Consider the following 22952-nt stretch of genomic DNA (forward strand, 5'->3'; position numbering starts at 1 on the left):
CGGGGCCGCCTGTGCAGGCGCGGCGGCCGCGGGCTGCGGGGCGCGGGCCGGCAGCGGGGCGCCGGTCGAGACGTTGCCGCGCACGAGCGCGCCGGGGCGGATGCCGATCTGCGGGGCGCCGATGTCGCCGACGACGCGCGCGCCGGGCTCGAGCACGACGAGCTCGGTCGCCGACACGTTGCCCGCGACGGCGCCGCGCACGATGATGCGGCGGCCGGAGACGTCGCTCTTGACGAGCGCCGTCTCGCCGATGAGCAGCTCTCCCTGGACGGTGACGCTTCCCTCCACGAAGCCGTGGAGGTCGAGGTCCCCGTCGCCGCGGATGGAGCCGCGGATCGTGGTCCCGCGGCCGATGGTCGAGGGGGTGGTCATCGGCTTACACGTCCATGTCGACGTTGCCCTTGAACGAGGCACCGTCCGCGATGGTCAGCCGCGCCGCCTTGACGTCGCCGACGAGGCGCCCGCCGGTGAGCAGATCGACGCGATCCGAGGCGCTCACGTTGCCCGTCACGTTGCCGCCGACCGAGAGCGAGGCCGCCGCGACGTCCGCCTCGACGACCGCGCCTCCCTCGACGGTCACGCCGCCGTCGACGCTGAGCTTGCCGCGAACCGTGCCGGCCACGACCACCTCCTCGTCGGAGGTGATCTCACCCTCGATCGTGATGCCGCTGCCGATGATCGTACCCGCCACCTTCCACGCTCCCTCGCCGCGCCCGCCGCAGCACGTTCGTGTTCCTCGGAAAAACCTTCACCGACCGCCGGCGCGGCCCTCCGTGAGCTCGGCCGGCAGTTCGAAATCCGCCTCGATGCGCCCGGAGAACTCCGCGCCCTCGTCGAGGCTCACCTCGGTGCCGCCGAGGTTGCCCGAGACCTTCGCCGACGCGCGGATCGCCACGGGACCACGCGCCGAGACGTCTCCGGTCAGGGTGCCGGCGATCGTCACGACCGCGGCCTCGACGTCGCCGGTCACCTCGGCGCCCTCTTCGATCAAGAGCTCGCCCGTGAGGTTCACGCCGCCCTCGACGTGGCCTTCCACGCGCAGATCACCCTCGCCCACGACGCGGCCACGCACGCGCGTGCCGCGCCCGAGCACGGAGCCGCTCGTATCGAGATCGTTCTCTTGCATCGCCGGCGCTCGGACCATGGACCTCTTCTCCACGTTCGCGTCCGCCACGGCGAAACACGCGCGGGGCGGAAAGCGCGCGCAAGCTACTCCAAGGCGATCCGGCCCGCAACGCCTGTCTGTCGGGGCCACGCACGCCGCGGCAAGCGAAGCGTCCCTCGCGGAAACATGCCACCATGCGGCCCGTGCCTTCCGCGACCGTACGGCTCGACGCACCTCGCCACGCCTTGCGCGAGATCGCCAAGGGCTCCGCGTGGCTGCTCGGTACCGCGGCGGCCGTGCGCCTCGCCGAGGTCGTCGTCGGTCGCAATCCGCTCGTCGCCGCGCTCGTCGGCGCGATCATCGTGGACCTCGGGACGTACCGTGGCGGCGTGCGCTGGGACCCGGATCCGAGCACCGGCAAGGAGCCACGAGCGCGCGCGCTCCGTGGCATCGGGCTCGGGCTCGGCGTCGCGCTCGTGCTCGTGGCCGTGCCGCTCCTCGTGGCCGTGCTCGCGGGGTTTGCCACGGTCGGCGTGGGCAGCCCGTCGAGCTCCCTCGGGTTTGCCCTGCTCCGCGCGGCGGCCGTGGCGACGCGGGACGAGCTGCTCTACCGGGGTTTGCCGCTCGTGGTGGCGATGCGCGCGGGGCTCGGGGTGCGCTTCGGGATCGGGTACGCGGTGCTCGCGGGCGCCTCTGCGCTCGCGCTCGTGCCGGGTGCGTCGTGGGAGGCGCTCGTGCTCGCGGCCGCGCAGGGCGCGCTGTTCGCGGTGCTCTGGGCGCGCACCGGCGTCGCGTGGGCGTCGGTCGCGGCGCACGCGGGCTTCATCCTGCTCGCAGGCGTGGGGCTGCGCGGCGGGATCGTCGACGTGACGTGGAAGAGCGGGCTGCTCGGCGACGGGCCGCGCGCGCGGGGCGTGGTTGCGCTCGTGGCCGCGGCCGTCGCGGTGGGGATGGCGATCGCGGCGTGGAAGAAACTTCCGGCGAGAGCGGTCGAAAAAGCGGACGCGTAGAGACGCTGTCCGACGGAATGCACTGCGACAGGGAGGCTCCGAGACGGACGTCGTAATCGTGCGAGCCGAATCCGAGCCCGAGGCTTTACGCGGACGATGGGATCGGATACCTCGAATGATATGGCTCTCTCGGAAGGCTCCCTACGGGCAGCGTCGATCTCGCGTGGTCTCGTTTTGCAGGGGGCGCTCGCCGCGGCGGCAGTCCTCCTCGCCGCGGGCTGCAAAGAAGGCGGAGCCGAGCCCACGGCGGAGCCGGACCGCCCCACGAGCCAGCCGGAGGCCAACGTCGAGGCAAAGGAAGCGCCGCCCGTGGCCGAAAAGCGCGCGTCCTCGCCCGCGGCCCCCGCCGCGAAGGTGCCCCAAGCAGCCAAGGCACCGGCAGTCCGCCAGGCACATGCGGAGCCCGAAAAGAAATCCCCGGCCGCCGCTCCCGCGCCCGAGCCCACGCCCGCCGCCACGCCCGAGCCGACGCCCACCGTCGCGGCGGCCCCGGCGCCCCCGCCCGAGCCGCCTCCTCCGCCGCCGGTGGAATCGTCGAAGGTGGACGAGCAGAGCTTCAGCTTGTGGATGCAATCGTCGGGCGGGTACGAGGCCGGGCAGCAGGGCTTCGTCGAGGTGGTGCTCGTCCCCAAGGGCGATTTCCACTGCAATCAAGAATATCCATACAAGATGAAGCTCGACGCGCCGCCCGAGGGCGTCGCGTATCCCACGCCGATCGTGCGGGCCGAGGGCGTGAACGTCGCGGCGAGCCGCGCCGTGATGCGCATACCGTTCGTCCCGCAAAACGCGGGCGACGCGAGGGTGGCCGGCAAGGTGTATTTCTCGGTCTGCACGTCCGAGCAATGCGTGATCGACAATCGCGACCTGGCGCTGACCGTGAAGGTCGAGGGATCCGCCGCGCCCGTGCCTAAGGCTTCGCCACCTTGACGCGCGCGTGCCCTGCGGCCGCCTGCCCGCTGCCCGCGACGAACACCTTGATCACGTAATCACCCGGGTCGAGCGGCAACCTCACGGAAAACTCCGCGCGCCCACCGCTGACGTCCTTTTCCTTGCGCGTGATCACCTTGTCCGAGGCCGCGGCGTAGGTCTTTCGCAGCACCTCCCACGCCTCGGCCTCCGGCATCGACTGGAGCTCCGCCTCGCCCGGGACCTTCGTCCGCACCACGCTGCGCTTCGTCTCCAGCGTGAAGAGTGCTTTCCCCATCGGGATCGACGGCGTATCCACCGAGACGACCACATCGGCGGACGGCGCGCGCGGCCCGGGGCCGCCTTCGAGCAACACCTTGGCGCTCGCCGGGTATTGCAGCACCGTCGCCGGATCGCCGAGCAGGTTGTAGAGGCCGAGGTGCTCCTCCGCGAGCTCCTCCGGGTCCGATTGAAAGAGCAGCGGCGCGAGCGGGACCTCGCCCTCGCGCATTCTCCGCTTCACGGTCACGACGCCCTCGCCGATCGTCGGCGCGCGCTCCTCGACGAACGTCTGCACGATCGCCTGCCCGTAGAGCGCATTCGGGTACGGGTGGCTCTCGCGGCTCGACGCCAGCGCGGCGATCGCGCCCTCCGGATTCATGACGAGCGCCTCGGCGACGGAGCGATGACCATTGCGCAGATCGAAGAACCCGGTGTTGCAGGTGATCGACACGAAAAACGGTTTGCCCTCGCCGATGCGCAGGCGCTTGAAATCCGCCATGTTGCCGATGTCGTATCGGCGCCCGTTGAAGCGGGCGTCATCCAGGAACATCGGCGCGCCGTGGCCGACATAACCGGCGATGAGCGCGCCCGCGTCGAGCCGCTCGACGAGCCGGTCCCGGAGCAGCGGAAAGGGATACGCATACGGCGAGCCCGCCTGCGGGACGACGAGGTCGACGTCCCAGTCGTAGGGGACGTCATCGTCGAGCAGACGCGTCATCGTCCGTTCGATCATGAAATCGGCGACCATGCCGAAGTTCGCCGGCCCGCTGAAAAGCGTGATGCTGCGGCGCCACGTGCCTTCCGGGCGCGCCGTCTCGTAATCGATCACCTTCTTCGCGAATCCGATCGCGTCCGAAAGCGTCCGCGCGGGGACCCGCCCCACGGCGAGCGGCGTGGGCGATCGATCGGCCGCGAAATCAGGTTGTCCCGGCGCATCGACGTGGGCGAGGGCGTAAGGGAAGTCCGTCGCGTAGATCTCCTCCATGTAATGGTAGAGGCCGCGGTCCTCGTCGCTGAGGTGCGACACGAGAAACGCGTGCTCCTCGTGATCGTGATTCTCGTAGCCGAGCTTCGGCCGGTAAAACGTGGGCACGAACGTGCCCCCCACGAGCGACTCCCCGTACCCCGGCGCATCCCCGACGAGCAGGACGAACCGCAGGCGTTTGCCCGCGCGTGACGCCGTCTCCCGGATCACCCCGGCGATCTGCTCCGGCGACAGCGGCTTGCCGCCCGCCGGAGCGAGGTCCTCGATCGCGACACGCGCGACCCTGAGCCCACGGCTCTCGCGGTGCACGAGCAGCGGCTCGATCCCCTCGAGCAGCACACGAGAACCTATCGCGAGGTAATCGACGTCCGCGCGTCCCTTCGTCGCGGCGGCCTTTCCCGGGAACGCAGAAGGGTCCCCCGGGGCGGCCGCGCCGCAGCCTGCGAGCCCGAGGAACAGGGCGACGAGCGCGAAACGACGAACACGCATCACGAGCAGTCTACCTGGGACCCCAGCCTTTCGGGAAGGGCCCGTCGTGGTACGCTCGCCCCGTGCGCCGCTCGAGGCCGCGGCGGCCCCGCGGGCACGGAAATGGTGGGCACGGCCTTGAAATACCCTGTCTTTTTCGATTTCCATCCCGGGCGCGCCTTCGCGGGGCTCGCCCTCGGCCTCACGATCCTCGGCGCGGCTTGCTCCGCCACGAACCCCGCCACCTCGACCCGGGGCGCGGGCGGCAGCGACGGCGCGGGCGGCGGCGGAGGCGCCGCGGGCTTCGATCCAGCCGGATCGGGCGGCGGCCCCGAAACCCCCACGGACCCGAAGACGTGCGCCGAGGCCGCCGAAGCGCGGAGCTACGTCGGCTGCGATTTCTATCCGACAGTCGTCGACAACCTCGTGTGGGGCATCTTCGATTACGCGGTCGTCGTGGCGAACGCCGGCGAGGAGCCCGCCTCGGTGACGGTGAGCCGGGGGAGCGAGGTCATCGCCACGGCCGACGTCGCGCCGAGCGGCCTCTCGACGATCTATCTGCCCTGGGTCGAGGAGCTGAAATCGACGGTCACGCCGTTCCTCTGCGCGACGCCGTCGATCAAGACGCAGACCGTCCGCGTGAACGGCGGCGCCTATCATCTCGTCTCGACCCGGCCCGTCACGGTCTACCAGTTCAACGCCCTCGAATACGCGGCGAAGGGCGGACCTCCCGGCAAGGACTGGTCGATGTGCCCCGCGTACGCCTGCCCCAATACGCCGTGTTTTTCCTACTCGAACGATGCCTCCCTGCTCCTGCCGAGCACCGCGCAGACCCGCGCCTACCGCATCATGGGCCCGCCCGCGTGGCTCAACCCGGAGAACAATTTCGAGTTTCCACCCTACTTCGCCGTGACGGGTTTGTCCGACAATACCGGCGTAACGATCAAGCTCTCGGCGACGGCCTCGATCTTCGGCGGCGGGGGCGTGCCGAGCACGCCGCCCGGAGGCACGGCGACGCTCGCCTTGAACCGCGGCGACGTCGTGCAGGTCATCGGCGGCCCGGGCTCCGATTTCAGCGGCACACTCGTCACCACGTCCGCGCCCGTGCAGGTGATCTCCGGCATTTCCTGCTCGAACATGCCCCACGACGCCGTGGCCTGTGATCACCTCGAAGAGAGCGTCTTCCCCGCAGAGACGCTCGGAAAACATTATTTCGTCACCGTCCCGACGAGCCCCACGGCCTCGCCCGTCGCCCACGTGGTGCGCCTCTTCGGCAATGTCGACGGCACGACCCTCACCTATCCCGGCGGCGCCCCGTTCGGCGCGCCGAGCACGCTCGCGGCCGGCGAGATGGTCGAGCTCGACATGGTCAAGCAGGATTTCGAGGTCGTCGGCGACCACGAGTTCGGCGTCGTCTCGTTCCAGATCGGCGCGTCGCTCATCTACCCGAACCTGCCCGTCGACCAGCAAAAAGGCGACCCGGCCATGAGCTTCGCCACGGCGGTCGAGCAGTTCCGCAAGAAATACGTCTTCCTCGCGCCCGCCGATTACGACGCGAGTTTCGCCGACGTGATCATGCCCCTCACGGCGACGCTCACGCTCGACGGCATGATGCTCTCCATCCAGCCGAAACCCCTGAGCTCCGGATTCGGCATCGCGCGCGTGCCGCTCTCGAACGAAAAAGGCGGGGCGCACGTGCTCGAAGCGAGCCTGCCCGTGGGCATTCAGGTCATGGGGTACGGGACGTACACGAGTTATCAATACCCCGGCGGGCTCAACTTGCGCGAGATCGCGCAGCCGCCTTTGAAGTAGAGAGCCGCTCGATCACGCTGGCGAGCTCGCCCGGATCGAGCGGCTTCGCCAGGTGCGTGTCGAATCCATGCAAGATCGCGCGACTCCGGTCCTCGGGGCGCGCGTACGCCGTGAGCGCGACGACCGGCGTCGCGCTCCCCTCCGCGGGCGACGAGCTGCGGAGCTCCTCGATGAACCCGTACCCGTCCTGCCCCGGCATGCCGATGTCGCAGACCACGATGTCCGGCCGCGATTCCTTGATTTTCCCGAGCCCCTCGGCGGCGCTGCCGGCCACGAGGACCGTGGCGCCGCGGCTCGACAGATACGAGGCGAGCATTTCGAGCACGTCGGGCTCGTCGTCGATCACCAGGATCCGGTGACCTTCGAGGCTCGGCCCCGGCGCTTTCCCGAGGCCCCAGAACGAGGACGCGCCGTCCGACACGGCGAACGAATCCTGCTTTCGCGGCAGCCGCACCACGAAACGCGCGCCCTTTCCCTCGCCCTTGCTCGTCACCTCGATCACGCCCCCGTGCAATTCGACGAGGTGGCGCGCGAGCGCGAGCCCGAGCCCGAGCCCGCCGTGCGCGCGCGTCGTGCCCACGTCCGCCTGGCGAAAGGGCTCGAACACGTGCGGCAAGAACGCCGCCGAAATGCCTTTGCCCGTGTCCTCCACGGCGAGCTCGACATGGCTGTCGTCGCCGAGCAGCGACACGAATACCTGCCCCCCGGCCGGCGTGAATTTCACTGCATTCGAGAGCAAGTTCCACACGACCTGCCGTAGCCGCACCGGATCGGCGCGCAGGGAGCGGACGTCCGCGTCGAGGGCCTGGATGATGTCCACGCCTTTCGCCGTCGCCGCCTCCCGCACGTCGTCGATCACCTTCTCCACCAAGGCGATCGGATCCACCTCCTGCGCCTCGATCCGTATCGATCCCGCGAGGATCTTCGTCACGTCGAGCAGATCGTCGATGAGCTGCGCCTGGGCCCGCGCGTTCCGCTCGATCACCTGCAGCGCCTTCGCCAGCGTCTCCGGCGGCGGCATCCTCGCGCGCAGGATCGTCGCCCAGCCGAGGATGGCCGTGAGCGGCGTGCGCAATTCGTGGCTCATCATGCCGAGAAACAGGTCCTTCGCGTGGTTCGCCTCTTCCGCGCGCCGCATCTCGGCCTTGGCCGTGTCGAAGAGCTGGCCCCGCTCGAGCGCCTGCCCCGCGAGCCGCGCGAACGTCTGCATCTCGCGGTGATCGTCGTCGTCCGAGAGCTCCACCGCAGAATCGTACAGAAGCCCGAGCACCCCGAACTGGCTCCCACCGGCGCGGATTGGCAAGACGAGCATGGCCGAGAGGTCGAGAATGCGCCCCGCGAGCTCGGGATAACGCGCCTCGAGCGCGCTGCGATTGCCGAGACGAACGGAGGTATCCATGCGCGCCGCGTCGGTCAGCGGTGTCTGCTCGCCGAGCGGCAAACGCCGGCCGTGCCAGGCCGCGCGCATCGCCTCGGAAAACCCCTCGAGGCGCACGATCTCCAAAAAACCCTGCTCGGCCACGACCTTCGCGAACACACCGCGCGAGGCCCCGAACGACGCGCACCCCTCGATCACGGTCGCGTCGATCACCTCGCGGATCGTACGCGCGGCCGAGAGCTCCGCGGTGAATGCCTGCAGCCGCTCCATGCGCTTTCGCTCGCGCTCGGTCGCCTCGTAGAGATTCGCGAGGGCCGCTTCGCTCCGCTTTTGCTGGTCGATGTCCGTGAGCGCGCCGAACCATCGCTCCGGGCGCCCGTCCGGGCCGAACAGGGGCCAGGCGCGCGAGAGAAACCAGCGGTATTGCTCGTCCACCCCGCGCACCCGCTCCTCGCACTCGAAAATCTCGCCCGTCTGCTGGCAACGGGCGAACGTGCGCCCGGCCTTTTCCCGATCGTCGGGGTGAACCCACTCGAGCCAGCTCACCTTCCGTCCGGTCTCGAGCGTCCGGCCCGTGTACTCCACGAATCGACGATTGTAGTATTCGACTCCGTCCGGACCCCAAATCCATACGAGGTGCGGCAACGCCTCCGCGATCGGGCGCAAGCTCCGGGCGTTCGGCGGGGGACATCCGTCCGAAACGGAGGATTCTCCGCGTTGCACCTCCAGCAATCGCTGGTTCTCCCGGCGCAGGTGCTCGATCTCGCGCTCCAGCGATTCGAGCCGGGCTCGCGGGTCCTCATCCGACATGGGGGGCCGATCCCAGGGTCATTGCATTTCGACGCGGCGTCAAGCAGGCGCGCGGGCGGCGGCGATTCATCTCGACGGCGCCGCGTTCCAGCACTCCCTCGCGTCAGTCCTTTGGCACGCGCAAGCTCGCTTCCCAGCCGCTCGCCCGCGGCTCTTCGGGATCGAGAAAGACGCGCTCGCCGACGTCGTACGCGAACCACCCGTTGACCTGACAAAGGTGCGAGAGCACGGGCACGGGGTTGCCCCCGCCCACGACCTCGACCTCGACGCGCTCGACGACGTCTCCGGCCGGCAAGGCGAGCCACATCGTGTATTCGCCCTCGTCGAAGATAGCCCGGGACGGATCCGACCAGTCGACATCGCAAAGCAGCTCCGAGATCGACGAACGCACATAGGCAGGCGGGCCCATGGGCCTCGGTCGAAAGCTTCGCCCGAGCTCGCTCGGCGGCGGGTGACCGTCGAAATTGAACAAGACGACGCGCCAGCTCACCTTTCGATGGGTAGCATTTGCCACCACGACTACCAAGGCGAGTCGAGGTGCGCATGTCGCTCGAACGGAGCAGCGAGGTCAGGCGGGACGACGGCAATGGTGACGGCCAAGAGGCGCGCGGGGAGCAGGATGGCGTGCGGGGTCATCCGCCCGGGGTGTCGTGCGAGATCGAGCCCCTGACGCAGGCGCTCTGCGAGCTGCCGCCGGCGACCATGCCGGAGTCCGTCCTTTCGCTCGAAGAGCTCTCCGACTTGCACTCGTCACGCGAATTCATCCAGCTTTTGCGCTCGAAGAGCGTGGACGTCCGACGCATCCGGGCGGCCGTCGAGTACGAGAACGAGCTGGAGAAGCTCCAGGTCGAGCTCGTGAAGATGCAGCGCTGGGTGCAGGAGGAGGGCAAGCGGATCGCGGTCGTGTTCGAGGGGCGCGACGCGGCGGGCAAAGGCGGCACGATCAGGCGCTTCACGGAGTACCTGAACCCCCGGGCGATGCGCGTGGTGGCGCTGCCCAAGCCGACGGACGAGGAGGCGGGGCAATGGTATTTCCAGCGCTACATGCGCCAGCTCCCGAACCGCGGCGAGATCGTGTTCTTCGATCGGAGCTGGTACAACCGCGCCGTCGTCGAGCCCGTGAACGGCTTCTGCACGCAGGAGCAATACGAGCGCTTCATGCGCCAGGTGCCGGAGTTCGAGCACATGCTCGTCGAGGACGGCGTGGTGCTCGTGAAGTTCTGGTTCTCGATCTCGAAGGGGATTCAGAGCGCGCGCATCGAGGCGCGGCGGAAGAACCCGCTCAAGCAATGGAAGCTCTCTCCCCTCGACGGGAAAGCCGAGGCGCTCTGGGACAGCTACACGCGGTACAAGGAGATGATGTTTGGCCGGACGCACACGAGCTTCAGCCCGTGGATCATCGTGCAGGCCAACAACAAGCGGAAGGCGCGGCTCGAGAGCATCCGGTACGTGCTGTCGATCCTCGCGTACACGGGCAAGAAGGACGCGGGCGTCTCGCTCCTGCCCGATCCGAACGTTGTGATGCGCTTCCACCGCGCCGCCCCCAAGGTCGACTGATCCCGCATCCGTAGGGCCGACTACCTACGCCTCCTGCAGGTTCGTCATCGGGAATTTCACCGATGCGATGTCGAGGGGACCGCCTGAACGCCAACGTAGCGAAATCACGTCTGGAAGTACCTGGCCCAGCGCTTGCTCTATCTCTACGCGAGCGCCTGCTCCGGTCCCCCCCCCCGCCGTCGAGTAGGCGCTCTTTTTTTGTCCGCTGCCAGCCGAGACGCCGCAGCGTGAGCCCGTGGACGCCCTTCCCGGCCGTCCGCTCACGCCTCCGTCCGTGCCGCAGCCGCCAATCTGCCTGAGCCGCCCGATGCGCGGGTCGGGCAGGCCCTCGCGTGCGCCTCGTGGTCGCCCGCAGCCGGCTCCGGTCCTGCATGGTTGTCGGCTCGTGGTTGCAGGCTTGAAGGGCCGGGCGGGCCTAGCTTCGTTAACCCCTCGAAATCAGGTCAGGAAGTGCCTGGCCCAGAGGTTGCTCTATCTCTACGCGAGCGCCTGCTCCGGTCCCCCCCCCCGCCGTCGAGTAGGCGCTCTTTTTTTGCCTTCGCGTCAGAATCGTGATCCAAAGCACCGCATCGCGCAGCGCGTTGGACGCGGGTTGTCTGGGTAAACGACGCGACGCGTGCGAAGCGCGTATCGCGGCGATCGCGCAAGGTCCTGCGCCTTTCGAGCCTCGCGAGCCTCAAAAGCCGCGGAAAAGGGCACGTTCGTCGCGGGAGCGGTTCTTGCTCGGTGGGAGACGCAAACGAACATGATCCCAAGTACCAAGCACGAAGGCTCCTCGTACCCCCGCCGCGCTGCCGTCCTCGCCGCCCTCGTGGCCTCGATGGCCCTCTTGCCGGGGTGCAACAACCAGGAGCTCGAGCGGCTCTTCGAGGGCCTCATCGTCCTCGCCATCGTCCTCGTCGTCGTGCACCTCGTCGTCTGGGGCGCGATGATCTTCGTCATCGTGAAGAACCTCGTGCACCTCGGGCGCGGCAAGCCGAGCCTCGGCTGGGGCGCGACGTCGATCGCGATGGGCGCGCTGACGGGCCTGCCCGCGATCGTCACGGGCGTGGAGAATTTTCACCCGACGGCGCTGGGCTCCCTCCTGGTCTCGGGCGCGCTCTGCTTCCTCGGGTACAAGAACGTCGCGGGCGCGCGTGACCTCGCGAAGTGGAAGAAGCTCGGCGGCGACGACCAGCAGACGTCCTGAATCAGGTCGACGCGCCCTCGGCTTCGAGCAGGCGGCCCCGGATGGCCACGCGCGAGCGGGGCAAAATCTCCAGCACGACAGGCTCGCCGCCGCGGCATGGGTCGAAGAACCGGCCGCGCGTCACGAACTTCTCGCCGCCCACGGTGACGTACGTGATCGTCTCGCCGTACGCATTGCCGACGCTCGAAATGTCCTCGATCTTGCCGGTGATCGCCTGCTTCTCGCCCGCGGCGAGGTCCGCTTGGATGCGGGACACGAGGCGATAGCCCAAAAACCAGACGAGCAGGCCGATCGTGATCAGGAAGGCGATCCCGAGGCCGGCGAGCGCGGGCCCATTGTCCCCGCGCACGCTCACGACCAGTTTCAGGAGGAACACGGCGGTCGCGATCGCTACGATGGTCGCGAACCGGTTCGCCACCGAACGCCGACTCGCGAGCTGGGTCGAGACCAGGACGCGGTCCTCGGCGGTGAGCGGGATGCGGGCATCCGTCATGAAAGGACGATCGCAGAGGCGCGGGCGAAAGAAAAGCCCTCGCCGCGCCTCTGCGATCCGAGCCGCCTCAGGGGCGCGGCGGCCAGGCCATGTCGAGCGAATCGACGGACTCGCCGGGCGCCTGGATCGAGTGGAACGGCGCCGGCGCCGAGAGCGGCGTCGACTCCCCACCACGCGCGCTGCTCCCCTGCGGCAGCCATTGCAAGCTGAGGTGAATGTGGTGGTGGTGGTACGGCCACCCCGAGCCATACGCGAGCCGGCTCGAGAACGAGCCGAGCTCGGACTGGCTGATCTTCCGGCGATCCCCGGCGGGGAGCGCGGCGAGCGCTTGCGCGGTCTGGCGGAGCAGGGGCGCGAGGACCGTGTCCGTGCCGATCACGCGCGTGCGCGGCGAAGCGAAGAGCTTGGCCATGAAGAAGGCCTGGCGGGGCAGATCGACGATGTGCTTCTGCGCCGCGGCGGCCGTGCAATACCCGTCGGCGTGGTTCGCGCCGTCGTTGCACACGATCTCGGCGTCGTTCGAGCCGTCGGTCTGGAAGTACGCGATGTCGATGTTGCCGCCCTGATCATGCGTGCTCTGCGGATGGCGCGGGTCGCCGATGTCGTAGCCGGGCGTGACGCCGTCCATCTGGCAGATGTCGATGAGCGAGAGGGGCTTCGTGCCCGGGAAGGCCTTGCGCGTCTCCGCGAGGGCGTGGCGCACGAGCATGACGAGCTCGCGCCGGGCGAAGCGATAATTCGAATACGAAGCGAAGTCGTAACCGTCCCCGACGACGGAGTCGGAAGGATCCGGGAAGGGGAACGGGATCAGGCCGCTGCCGCCGCTGCCGCGCCCCTCGCAATCGGCGAGGGAAAAACCGGAACCCGTGCAGGTCTGGCCGTCCACGTAAGAGTAATGATTGACGTGCAGGTTGTACGTATTCGTCGCGCCCGCGTGCCCGAGGACGCGGACGTAATACACCGAGCTGCCGTCCTCGGAATAGAAGCCATAAAATTCGGTGTTCGTCTCCTGGCCGCGCCACGTGTAGGGGTACTCGGCGCCGTTGCGGGAGCCGAGCAGGTTCCCCTGCGCATCGTAGGCCACGAGATCCAGATCCCCGGCGGCGTGATTCATCTCGATGCCGACGCGCGCGATGGTGCGCGCAGGCACGACGACACGATACCAGTCTTCATCCCCCTTGGTGATGGAGAGGTTCGTCGTGACGCCGAGCGGCGCTTGCTGGGCGGTCGCGCTGGCATCGTTCGGCTCGAGATCCACGCTGCCAGCCCGCACGGCGCCCGGCGCCTCGGGCTGGTAGCCCCCGGCGGAGAGGATCGCCTCGTCGGTCACCTCGGCGGGCTCGGCCCCCTCGGAGTCGGCCGACGTTTCGGCCTCGGACGCGGTCGGATCCGCCGCGTCGTCGATTCCGGTCTCGCCCTGTTCTCCCTGACAACCATACGTCACGGCGGCGAGGGCCATGACGACGAAGTAAGACCATTCACGGCGTGCAATCATTTGTCTTCCATCCGTTTGAAGTTCCCCCCGGATGGAGCCGAACGTGATTCGAGCGTGCAGCCCGATCAAGCTGGAACGAGCGTTTCCCCGCGAATAAATGGGAGCATTGGCCGACTTTCCGGCCTCCTCGCAAAGCTCGCCGCGTGAAACACGCAAGAACGTCGGCAGCGCTACCGACGCTCGCCAATGCCCCAGAGGCTCCAGCCGTCGCGGAGGTAGAGGCGGCCATCGCCCACGCTGATGGCCGGCTCGTTCAGCACGCGGTCGAGGACCCGGGGGCGGAAGGCGCGGCAAGGGGCCGGCAAGGTCCACCGCCAGAGACGGGTGAACGGCTCGTCGAGGCGCTCGACGAAAAGGGCCTCGGGGCTCGACCAGGCAATGGCGTGCTCGTCGACGGCGACGATCGCGGGCATTTCGGTCGACCAGAGCTCGAACGAGAGGCGCCCGCTCCGGGGATCGAACGGCGAGCCGGGCCAGCCCGCGCCGAGCGATGAGGCGCCCCGCGGCGCGCCGGTCTCGGCGTCGAACCGATACAGATGCGCGGCCGTGCCCTCGACGCCCACGGCCGCGAGCACGCCCCCGCCCGGCCCGCCCATCGAGACGACGTCTCCGGGCACCTGCGCCTCCCAGCGGACGATCCCCGTCGCGGCGTCGAGCGCGGCGATCCGCGAGGGCGCGCGGACGGGGCGCTGCGCGAGCAAGTTGCGGAGGAGCGATTGGAGGGCCTCGCCCATGAGCGCCGGCTCCTCGGCGAGCGCCTCGAGCAGCTCCTCATCGCAGGCGATCTTGCGCGCGGCGTCCTCGGCCACGCGGGCCGATCGATCCAGAACGAAAAACATGCCCGCGCCGGCCCCGGCGACGGTACGGCTGCGCGCGCCGAGCGACCAGAGGACCTCGCCGTCCTTGGCCGCTCGCGCGACGAGCGTCCCCCGATCGTCCTTCCCGCGCACGGGCGCGGTCACGCCGAGCACGACGTCCGCGGTGGTGGCGAGCATGGCCTCCTCGCTGCCCCAGCGAAGGCCTCGCGTGAAGGAGCGGCATTCGGTGCGGTAAAACCGGACCTGGCGGTAAAGCCACGAGACCAGGTAATGGTCGTCGGCCGCGCGGGCGAGGGGCATCAAGAAGAGCTTGCAGCCCGCGTCGTGGGCGAGGATGCGCATGTCGTTGCCGCGGGCCTCCTCCTCGGCGCCGGGCGAATCGACGAGGCCGATGGCCCCGGCGGGGCTGACGTCGTAGACCTTGAGCGAGGCGTCTTTCTGGTAGACCGGCACGAGCGCGCGGCCGTCGTTCCAGGGCAGTGGCAGCCCCGTGTAGGCGTCGGTGGTCTCGAGCGGCACGTGGAGGGTGTAAATGGCGCGTCCGGTCGCGCTGTCGACGCAGACGGCGGAGGCGTCGTCGCCCGCGAGGAGGACGCCCTCCTCGGTCACGACCGGCCGCTCCAGAAAGCCCGACCAGGGGCGCGGAGCCTGGCTCGAAAAGAGCAGCTCCGGTTCGGTGAGGGGCAGGCGCAGCATGCTCAGGGCTCTCCGAAGGCGATTCCCTGCGACAGGGGCAGGTCCATGCCCCAGTTGAGGGTATTGGTCTGTCGACGCATGTAGGCTTTCCAGGCATCGGAGCCGCTCTCGCGTCCGCCGCCCGTGTCTTTTTCTCCGCCGAACGCGCCGCCGATCTCCGCGCCGCTCGTGCCGATGTTGACGTTCGCGATGCCGCAATCGCTGCCGGCGTGGGCGAGGAAGGCCTCGGCCTCGATGAGGTGGTGCGTGAAGATCGAGCCGGAGAGGCCTTGCGGCACGGCGTTGTGGAGCGCGATCGCCTCGCGCATCTCGCGCATGAGCGTCGCGTGATCCGGCGGCCGCGAGGCGCCGCCGTATTCGATGACGTAGAGGATCGGCGCGAACGTCTCCTCCTGCACGATGCGATAGCCGTTTTTCGCCGCGGCGATGCAAGGCTCGACGTAATGCCCGCCGGGGAACGCGGGGCCCTCGAGCAGCGCGCCGCCGTGGAGCACCTCGCCGCCCTCCTCTTTCAGCCGCGCGAGGGCCGATTGCATGGCGGCGACGGCGTCGTGGCTGACGAGGGGCCCCATGAGCGTCCCGGGCTCGCGTGGATCGCCGATCCTGATCGAGGCGTAAGCTCGAACGAGCCGCGCGACGAGCTCGTCCCGGACCGAGCGGTGCACGAGGATGCGCCGGGTCGAGGTGCAACGTTGCCCGGCGGTGCCGACCGCGCCGAAAAGAAGGGCCCGCGTGGCGAGGTCGAGGTCGGCGTGGCTCGTCACGATGATCGCATTGTTGCCGCCGAGCTCCAGCAAGCTGCGGCCGAGGCGCCGGCCGACGACCTCGGCGACGCGCCGGCCCATGCGGGTGCTGCCCGTGGCCGAGACGAGCGGGAGCCGTGCATCGGCGAGCATGGACTCTCCGACGTCGTCGACGCTGCCGAAGGCGAGGGAGAAGATGGCCGGGTCGACGCCGCTCTCGCGGCAGACGCGCGCCGCGATGTTCGTCGTGGCGATGGCCGTGAGCGGGGTCTTCGGCGAGGGCTTCCAGACCGTGGTATCGCCGCAGACGGCCGCGATCGCTGCATTCCAGCTCCACACGGCGACGGGGAAATTGAAGGCGGTGATCACGCCGATGACGCCGAGCGGATGCCATTGCTCGTACATGCGATGGCGCGGCCGCTCGCTGTGCATGGTGAGGCCGTGGAGCTGGCGCGACAGGCCGCAGGCGAAATCGCAGACGTCGATCATCTCCTGCACCTCGCCCTCGCCCTCGGCCGTGATCTTGCCCATCTCCAGGGTGACGAGGGCGCCGAGGTCCTTCTTGCGGGCGCGCAGGGCGTCGCCGAGCCTGCGCACGACCTCGCCGCGCTTCGGCGCCGGCACCTCGCGCCACGCGCGGAAGGCGGTCTCGGCGCGGGCGACGATGTGCTCGTACGCGTCGCGGTGGATCGGGCGCACGGAGGCGATCCGCGATCCGTCGATCGGGGTGATCACGTCGATGGGCTTGCCTTCGCCGAGCCAGTGCTCGCCGTCGAAACCGCCGAAATTCTCGTCGCGAGATAGGCCGAGCCGGGAGAGCAGTTCGTGCATCAGGGGAGCTCCACGCGCGAGTGTCCGATGATCCCGGGACGAAAGGGAAGATCTCGGCGAACCTTGGTGCCCCCACGGTCCCCTCCGAGAGCGACCGTGCGAGCACGGCGGATCATTCGAAGGGCAGGATCCCGAGGTCCAGCATCGAGCGGTAGTCGCCCGTGCTCGAGACGATCACGTGGTCGAGCAGAGGCAGCCCCACGGCGTCGCTGGCCTCGGCGACCTTGCGGGTCATGGCCACGTCGGCGTCCGAGGGCATGGCGTCGCCGCTCGGGTGGTTGTGCACGAGGATCATCGCCGCGGCGGTGTCCTGGAGGGCGACGCGCAGGACGTCGCGCGAGGTGATGCCGAGCCCGTGCACGCCGCCCTGGGCGACGCGGCGCGCGCTGCGCAGACAGTTGCGGCCGTCGAGCGAGATCACCCAGAGCTCCTCGTACTCGCGCCAGGCGAGGCGGCTCGTGAACCACGCAGCCACGGCGGCGGAGTTGCACACCGCAGGGCGCGGCCGGATCGAGCGCATGAGCGAGCGCCGTCCAATCTCGAGCCCGGCCAAGAGGCGCAGGGCCTTGGCGGTGCCCACGCCGGGGATCTCGGCGATCGCCGACGGCCCGAGGCGCCCGAGGCCCTCGAGCCCGCCGACCCGGTCGAGCAGATCATTCGCGAGGCGAAAGACGTTGCAGCCGACGTGCCCGGTGCCGAGCACGATGGCGAGCAGATCAGCGTCGGAGAGCATCGAGATCCCCTCTTCGAGCGCGCGCTCGCGGGGGCCGCGGGGCTCGAGCGGCATCGGTTCGAAGAGCGGTTCGCTGACCGTCACGTGTTCGAGCATCCCGTCCATGCCCCGGGCTGGAGCAGGATCCAGACCGCGCGGTTTTCACGGCAAGGGGAGGGCCCGGGGGTGGCGGAACGAAAATTCCGCCTGGCGGCCGCCAGGCGTCGGGGGACCGTCAGCGCTCGTCGGGCGCGCGCCCGGCGGCCGCATCGTTCGTCGGCGCGCTTCGGCGGTTCTTCGACCGCCGGCCCTTCCACGCGGCGAGCGGCGCGAGCAGCCTCTCTGCGAGCTCCGCCGTGGCGGGCTGGTTCTCCCGCACGTGCGCCGCCACGCGCAGCACGTAGCTCCGCAGGGCATCGATCGCCTCGCCTTGGACCTTGCCCAAGCTGGGCGGATCGGACGCGGGCTTGGGCTTCGTGATCCCGAGCGCCTCGCCGTATGCCGTGTGCGCGAAGACGAGCTCGTCGAGGAACGGTTTTCCTCCGAGCTTCTCGATCACGACGTCGAGCCCTTTTTCCTTGATGATCCGCATCCGCGTCTCGGCCTCCTGCCACTCGTCGGCGGCGCGCAGCCGCAGAAAGCCGAGGCCCTGGCCGAAGAGGGTGTCGTGCACCATCGCGGCCTCCGCGGCCGCGGGATGACGCTCGACGGGCAATCGCTTGAAGGAGAGGAGCCAGTCCGAGAGTGCGCCGAACGCATTGTCCTCGACACGATCGACGGCGCTGACGACCGGCGGCGCCTCGCCCTCGGCGACCACGCGCTTGCCGAGCTCGACCTGGAGGGCCTCGTGCGTGGCGGAGAGCGTCGCGCGGTCGTCGGCGATGGCGGCGGGGAGCATCGGCTCACGGGAAGCCGTCTCGAGGAGCTCGGCGAGGAGGCGAGCGGTGGTGACGGCGGTCATGCGAGGCAAGGAGACGAGCTGGGTGGGCGAAAACGAGCGAGACATGCGGATTCCTCCTCCCAGGCAAAGCCGGGGGACGTGTGGGGTGCAGCGGAGGGTGGGACGGACGCCGAGCTAGCGTAGTCATGACGGAAACGTGCGGGGGTGCTGGAAAGGTGCTGGGCGTCGAGGTGGGGGAGGTCCAGGGGAGGATCGGAACCGATACGCGTTGAGGTTCCGGTCGTGGGAGGGAGGACTGGAACCGATACACGTTGAGGTTCCGGTCGTGGGGGGGAGGACCCGAACCGATACGCGTTGAGGTTCCGGTCGTGGGAGGGAGGACCCGAACCGATACGCGTTGAGGTTCCGGTCGTGGGAGGGAGGACCCGAACCGATACGCGTTGAGGTTCCGGTCGTAGGGGGGACGCCTCCTCGGTCACCCCTCGTCGCGCTCGAGCTTCACCTCGCCGAGGACGCCATGATTTCCTGCGCCGAACAGGTTGTCCGGGTCGACGGCCTGCTTGACGTCGCGCATGAACGCGCGCGCGCCCTCCGAGTAGATGTCCTTCACGAAGTCCTGCCGGATCTTGCCGACGCCGTGATGGTGGGAAAGCGAGCCCCCGGCGGCCAGGATCTCCTCGCGCGCGGCGTGCTCCATCTCGGCGTATTGACGCACGGGGTCTTCGACCCCCTTGGCGTAAAAGCCGAGGTAGAAGTAAATGCAGACGCCCGTCGGGTACACCTGCGTGATGCGCCCGGTGAAGAAGGGCTTGCCTGGCAAGCGCCGCTCTTCGTGCTCGCGCAGCACGCGCTTGTGGACGCGGTCGTAGAGCTCCAGCGCGCGGCTCCACGGGACGCTGGTCTCGAAGCTCTCGGCGATCGCCCAATGCTCGAACGTGAGGTCTCGGATGTACGCAATGCCGAAGGTGAGCTGATAGCCGCGCTCGCCGTTCGCCGCGCCTGCCTTCAGGCCGCCGTGCTGCTGGGCGATGCGGTAAAGCGTCGTTTCCTGGAACGCGACCTCTTCTTTCGTCCCTTCGAACACGATCGTGGCGACGGCGAGCTGGTGCGGATCGAAGCCCTTGATCTGGGTGACGAGGAACTTCTCCGCGTGGCTCTTGGCATGTGCCAGCAATCCCGACTTCTTCGGCTTGAGCGCCTGACCGAAATGAAACTGCGTGTTATCCATCACGCGCACGCTCGCGGGCACGGCGCCGGCGCGCTGGAGGTCGTACAGGAATGCGAGCCCGCGCTCGAGGTCGGGGAAGATGACGCTGCCGTAGCGTTGCACCTCGGGCACGGGGAAGAGCTTGACGACGGCGGTCGTGATGATGCCGTAGTTGCCCTCGCTCCCGAACATGAAGTTCTTCGGATTGGTGCCGATGCTCTCCCGCGGCGCCACCTGCGGCCGCTCGACGACGCCGCGCGCCGTCACGACCTGCATGTCGAGGACGAGGTCCTCGATGTTGCCATAACGGTTCTTCTTCATGCCGCTCGCGTTGGTCGCGATCCACCCGCCGAGCGTCGAGAACTCGAGGCTGTCGGGCTCGTGCCCCATCGTGAGCCCGTGCTTGGCCAGCTCGGCGACGATGTGCCGGCCCGTCGCGCCGGCCTCGATGCAGGCCATGCGGTTGACCGGGTCGATCCAGAGGACCTTGTTCATGCGTCGCATGTCGACGGCAATGACGACGCGCGCTTCATCGACCGACAGGCGCAAGGCGTCGGTGACGTTCGTGCCGCCGCCGAACGGAACGAGGCACGCGCCGTGCTCCTTCGCGGCCTCCGTGATTTTCACGACCTGGTCATGCGACGTGGGAAAGACGACGAGATCCGGCACGCGCGGGAGGCGCTCGTAGCGGATGGCCCAGATCTCGGCGCCGGTGTGTCCGTGGCCGCGGCGCAGGCGGACGAGAGGGTCGTTCGAGATCTGATCGCTCTCGAGGAAGCCACGTAGCGCGGCGACGAGCGCGCCGGCCTCCCTGGCCTCGGGGACGGGCGGAGGATAATGCGGTTCATTGCGATTGTCGTAGGAGAGCGGCGCCGAGAGCGTGGCCGAGATCCACGGCAAGAGCGACGGCAGGTCGACATTGCTGATGTTGTAGCGGCGGCCGGTGAGCACGACGTTGCCGTTCGGTTTCACGACGAAACGTGTATCGGCAAAGCCCCAGCCATCCAGGCTCTCTTCATCCTTGGTCTCGGGAGGGGGGCTCGGGAAGATGCGTGTGCTCGGTGCTCGTGCGCCGCGCGGCGGGAGAGATGTCGAGCCGGGTGCGTTGTCGCGCTTGTCGTGTGCCATGGTCTCGAAGTGTATTTTGCTAGGAAAGAATGAATTGGCCCAAAGGCGAGAGGGATCTCGGCCAACAGGGGAACGACCGGGCCGAGCCGCGGGAACGTTCCTACTCGACCCTGACGACGGACTCTTCCGGCAAGCTCGCCGCGAACGCATCCCGCGCCGTCCGCACCTTGTCCGCGTCGCGCCCGTCGAACGTCAGCTTCGTCCGATATTCGAGCGCGCTCCACCGCGGATACGAGCCGATCTCCACGTCCGGGTGCGCCGAGACCACGCGGTCGAGCATCGGCTTGAGCGTGCCCTCGTCGAGCGTCGTGAACACCGCGTGCGAGACGAACGGCACGTCCGCGCCGAGCTCCTCCGTGATCAGCGGGATCTTCGCCTGGAAGATCTCCGGCACGCCCGGCAGGACCCACACGTTGTTCATGACCACCGTCGGCCACGGCATCGACTTCGACGCGGCGAGGCGCGCGCCGTGCGGCATGCGCGCCATCAAGAGGTGCCCCTCGGTCAGCTTCTCGCCGTAGTAGGACCGCAGCATCGCCTCCATCGACGGCTCGCTCACGACGTGCGTGCCGAACGCCCGCGCGACGCCGTCGATCGTGACGTCGTCGTGCGTCGGACCCACCCCGCCCGAGGTGAAGAGCCAGTCGTGCGTCTTCGAGAGCGTCCGCACTTCCTCGGCGATGACGTCGACCTCGTCGAGCACCATCACCACGCGCCGAAGGACCACGCCGAGCGTACGCAGCGCGCGCGCGAGCACGACCACGTTCGCGTCCGCGATCTTGCCGCTGAGCAGCTCGTTGCCGATGATGAGCGCCGCCGCCGTTCGCACGGGATGGCTCCTAGCTCTCGAACTCGCGCACGATGGGCTTGCCCTGCGCGTCGATGCCGAGCAGCTCCTCGACCCGACGCTCGGCCCGGTCGAGCCGCTCCTTCGCCGCCCGCGCGAGGCGCACGCCCTCCTCGAAGAGCGCGAGCGAGCGCTCGAGCGGGAGCTCCCCGCCTTCGAGCTCCTCCACGATCGCGGAGAGCCTCCGCGTCGACTCCTCGAACGAGAGCGCAGACACCTGCTCCGGTCCGGCAGGCTTGGTCATCGAAGCCGTCTCTTGGCTCATGGCGACCCAGCGTCCCCCGGGATGGCCTCGGGCGCAAGCGTGAGCGCGGCCGGGCCGTCCGGCAGGCCCGGGACGAGCACCACGCCGTCCGGATCCGCCACGATCGGCACGGCCACGCCGTCGGAGCGGACGAGCCGCGCCGCGCGTCCCTGGATCGAGGGGAGCGCCGAAGGCGCGTTCGCCACGAGCGAGATCCACGCGACCGGGCCGCCCGTCACGGCCAGCGTCGGCAGGAGCGTGCGGCCGGACAAAGCCGCGCGCGCGAGAGCACGGACCTGGTCGTCCGGATCGAGGTCACGCGCGAGCTCGAGCGTGGCCACGCGCAAAGGCTCGCGCCGCGCGGAGAGAGCGCGCACGACGGCGCGGCGCACGGTCGGATCCTCCTCGAAGCGGTAAGCATTTCCGAGCAGCGACGCCGCGTCCGGCTCGGGGTCGAGCGCGAGGCCGAGCGCCGTGTGCGCGCGGATGACCGGGTCGGTGCCCGCGAGCAGGCGCTTGATGCGAGCGCGGATGGCCTCGTCGTCGCGGCTCGGCAAAGCGCGCGCGGCAAGGGGCGCGAGCGGGCTCTCCCCTTCGGCCCACCGCGCGAGCAGCGCTGTCGGCAGGCCCGCGCCGCTCGGATCGGCGAGGAGCGCGACGCCCGCCGCGACCTCGATCGCCGAAGGCGCGTCCCCCTTGCCCGCCGCCTTCGCGCCGAGCACGCGCGAGAGCTCCGCCGGCGCCTCGTCCTTGCCGCTGGACGCGCGCGCGAGCGAGGCGCGCGCCACGGCGGCGACGATCGCCACGTCGCACGGGCGTTTCTCGGGGCAAGCCGCGTCGAGCGCGGCGCGCACGCTCGCGCGGCCTGTTGCAACCCGGCCGAAGACGCTCACGGCGCGGTCGGCCGGATCCTTCTCGTTCGCCATCGCGTCGAGCGCTTCCCCGAGGCCGCTCGGCTCGTCCCCGAGCACGAGCGCGCGAACGAGCGCCGCGCGTGTGATCAACCGGCGCGGTGCGCCTTTCTTCGCCGACGTGCTCCCGAGCGCCCGCTCGAGGGCCGCGCGCGCCTCCTTGCCCGGCATGCGCGCAAGCGCGAACGCCGCGGCCGTCGCATGCTCGGGCTTGCCGAGCTGCGCGAGCAGCGCCGCCGCGGCCTCCGGCCCGCCCGCGCGGCCGATCGCCGCGATGGCTCGCTCCCGATCGTCGCCGTCGAGCGCTTCGAGCGCCGCGACGAGCGGTTTGACGAGGGCCGGCGAGGGCGCCGTGAGCGCGAGGCGCACGCCGTCGACGCGCGTCGGGCCTGCCGCGAGCAGCGCCGCGATGGCCTCGGCCGCG

21 protein-coding genes are annotated in these 22952 nt (G+C 69.4%); 5 read left to right on the top strand and 16 right to left on the bottom strand.

Annotated features, from left to right (window positions below):
• The 3 genes from QHF83_RS49230 to QHF83_RS49240 all read right to left on the bottom strand — a co-directional run.
• Positions 1-372, bottom strand: a 372-nt coding sequence (locus QHF83_RS49230; RefSeq protein ID WP_282425110.1) for a polymer-forming cytoskeletal protein, incomplete at its 3' end; no start/stop codon positions are given.
• A 4-nt stretch (positions 373-376) separates the two neighbouring features.
• Positions 377-691 carry a polymer-forming cytoskeletal protein gene (locus QHF83_RS49235; RefSeq protein ID WP_282425111.1) on the bottom strand — a complete coding sequence of 105 codons (315 nt, stop codon included), beginning with the start codon at positions 689-691 and terminating at the stop codon, positions 377-379.
• Between the two features lie 57 nt (positions 692-748).
• Positions 749-1144, bottom strand: a complete 396-nt coding sequence (locus QHF83_RS49240; RefSeq protein ID WP_272418380.1) for a polymer-forming cytoskeletal protein — start codon at positions 1142-1144, stop codon at positions 749-751.
• Between the two features lie 164 nt (positions 1145-1308).
• Here QHF83_RS49240 and QHF83_RS49245 point away from each other — a divergent pair, with 164 nt between their 5' ends.
• The gene (locus tag QHF83_RS49245) at positions 1309-2115 is read left to right on the top strand and encodes a CPBP family glutamic-type intramembrane protease (protein WP_282425112.1); all 807 of its coding nucleotides are present in this window, start codon (positions 1309-1311) and stop codon (positions 2113-2115) included.
• A gap of 120 nt (positions 2116-2235) precedes the next feature.
• Positions 2236-3042: a hypothetical protein gene (locus QHF83_RS49250; protein ID WP_282425113.1), complete on the top strand. Its 807-nt coding sequence runs from the start codon at positions 2236-2238 to the stop codon at positions 3040-3042.
• Here the strand turns inward: QHF83_RS49250 and QHF83_RS49255 are convergent.
• Positions 3023-4777, bottom strand: coding sequence for a C25 family cysteine peptidase (locus QHF83_RS49255; protein WP_282425114.1), 1755 nt, complete (start codon positions 4775-4777; stop codon positions 3023-3025). The two genes, QHF83_RS49250 and QHF83_RS49255, sit on opposite strands and share 20 nt — an antisense overlap.
• A gap of 117 nt (positions 4778-4894) precedes the next feature.
• Here QHF83_RS49255 and QHF83_RS49260 point away from each other — a divergent pair, with 117 nt between their 5' ends.
• A complete protein-coding gene (locus QHF83_RS49260) occupies positions 4895-6568 on the top strand; it encodes an IgGFc-binding protein (protein ID WP_282425115.1) in 1674 nt (557 codons plus the stop codon).
• On the opposite strand, the gene QHF83_RS49265 is transcribed toward QHF83_RS49260, so the two are convergent.
• The gene (locus tag QHF83_RS49265) at positions 6531-8756 is read right to left on the bottom strand and encodes an ATP-binding protein (RefSeq protein WP_282425116.1); all 2226 of its coding nucleotides are present in this window, start codon (positions 8754-8756) and stop codon (positions 6531-6533) included. The genes QHF83_RS49260 and QHF83_RS49265 overlap by 38 nt on opposite strands.
• Positions 8757-8859: 103 nt before the next feature.
• Positions 8860-9246, bottom strand: coding sequence for a hypothetical protein (locus QHF83_RS49270; RefSeq protein ID WP_282425117.1), 387 nt, complete (start codon positions 9244-9246; stop codon positions 8860-8862).
• Positions 9247-9458: 212 nt separating this feature from the next.
• On the opposite strand from QHF83_RS49270, the gene ppk2 reads away from it, so the two are divergent.
• Together ppk2 and QHF83_RS49280 are read left to right on the top strand one after the other, a co-directional pair.
• Positions 9459-10313 (top strand): polyphosphate kinase 2, encoded by an 855-nt coding sequence (gene ppk2, locus QHF83_RS49275; RefSeq protein WP_348980536.1) that lies wholly within the window; start codon positions 9459-9461, stop codon positions 10311-10313.
• A gap of 745 nt (positions 10314-11058) precedes the next feature.
• Positions 11059-11502 carry a hypothetical protein gene (locus QHF83_RS49280; RefSeq protein ID WP_282425119.1) on the top strand — a complete coding sequence of 148 codons (444 nt, stop codon included), beginning with the start codon at positions 11059-11061 and terminating at the stop codon, positions 11500-11502.
• A gap of 1 nt (position 11503) precedes the next feature.
• Here the strand turns inward: QHF83_RS49280 and QHF83_RS49285 are convergent, their stop codons facing one another.
• The 10 genes from QHF83_RS49285 to QHF83_RS49330 all read right to left on the bottom strand — a co-directional run.
• Complete coding sequence (locus tag QHF83_RS49285) at positions 11504-11995, bottom strand: hypothetical protein (RefSeq protein ID WP_282425120.1); 492 nt, start codon at positions 11993-11995, stop codon at positions 11504-11506.
• A 67-nt stretch (positions 11996-12062) separates the two neighbouring features.
• A complete protein-coding gene (locus QHF83_RS49290; protein ID WP_282425121.1) occupies positions 12063-13490 on the bottom strand; it encodes a PPC domain-containing protein in 1428 nt (475 codons plus the stop codon).
• A 170-nt stretch (positions 13491-13660) separates the two neighbouring features.
• A complete protein-coding gene (locus QHF83_RS49295; RefSeq protein WP_282425122.1) occupies positions 13661-15004 on the bottom strand; it encodes a PQQ-binding-like beta-propeller repeat protein in 1344 nt (447 codons plus the stop codon).
• A gap of 2 nt (positions 15005-15006) precedes the next feature.
• The gene (locus QHF83_RS49300; protein ID WP_282425123.1) at positions 15007-16578 is read right to left on the bottom strand and encodes an aldehyde dehydrogenase family protein; all 1572 of its coding nucleotides are present in this window, start codon (positions 16576-16578) and stop codon (positions 15007-15009) included.
• Between the two features lie 112 nt (positions 16579-16690).
• Positions 16691-17395, bottom strand: coding sequence for a DNA repair protein RadC (radC, locus tag QHF83_RS49305; protein ID WP_282425124.1), 705 nt, complete (start codon positions 17393-17395; stop codon positions 16691-16693).
• A 130-nt stretch (positions 17396-17525) separates the two neighbouring features.
• Complete coding sequence (locus tag QHF83_RS49310; protein WP_282425125.1) at positions 17526-18296, bottom strand: hypothetical protein; 771 nt, start codon at positions 18294-18296, stop codon at positions 17526-17528.
• A 370-nt stretch (positions 18297-18666) separates the two neighbouring features.
• Positions 18667-20526, bottom strand: coding sequence for an FAD-binding oxidoreductase (locus QHF83_RS49315; protein WP_348980535.1), 1860 nt, complete (start codon positions 20524-20526; stop codon positions 18667-18669).
• Positions 20527-20626: 100 nt separating this feature from the next.
• Positions 20627-21355, bottom strand: coding sequence for a molybdopterin-binding protein (locus QHF83_RS49320; protein WP_282425127.1), 729 nt, complete (start codon positions 21353-21355; stop codon positions 20627-20629).
• A gap of 10 nt (positions 21356-21365) precedes the next feature.
• Positions 21366-21638 carry an exodeoxyribonuclease VII small subunit gene (xseB, locus tag QHF83_RS49325; protein ID WP_282425128.1) on the bottom strand — a complete coding sequence of 91 codons (273 nt, stop codon included), beginning with the start codon at positions 21636-21638 and terminating at the stop codon, positions 21366-21368.
• Positions 21635-22952: HEAT repeat domain-containing protein (locus tag QHF83_RS49330; RefSeq protein ID WP_282425129.1), on the bottom strand; the 1318-nt coding region annotated here is incomplete at its 5' end. The genes QHF83_RS49330 and xseB, both read right to left, overlap by 4 nt.

Source organism: Polyangium sp. 15x6 (assembly GCF_029960785.1).
Classification (GTDB): domain Bacteria; phylum Myxococcota_A; class Polyangia; order Polyangiales; family Polyangiaceae; genus Polyangium.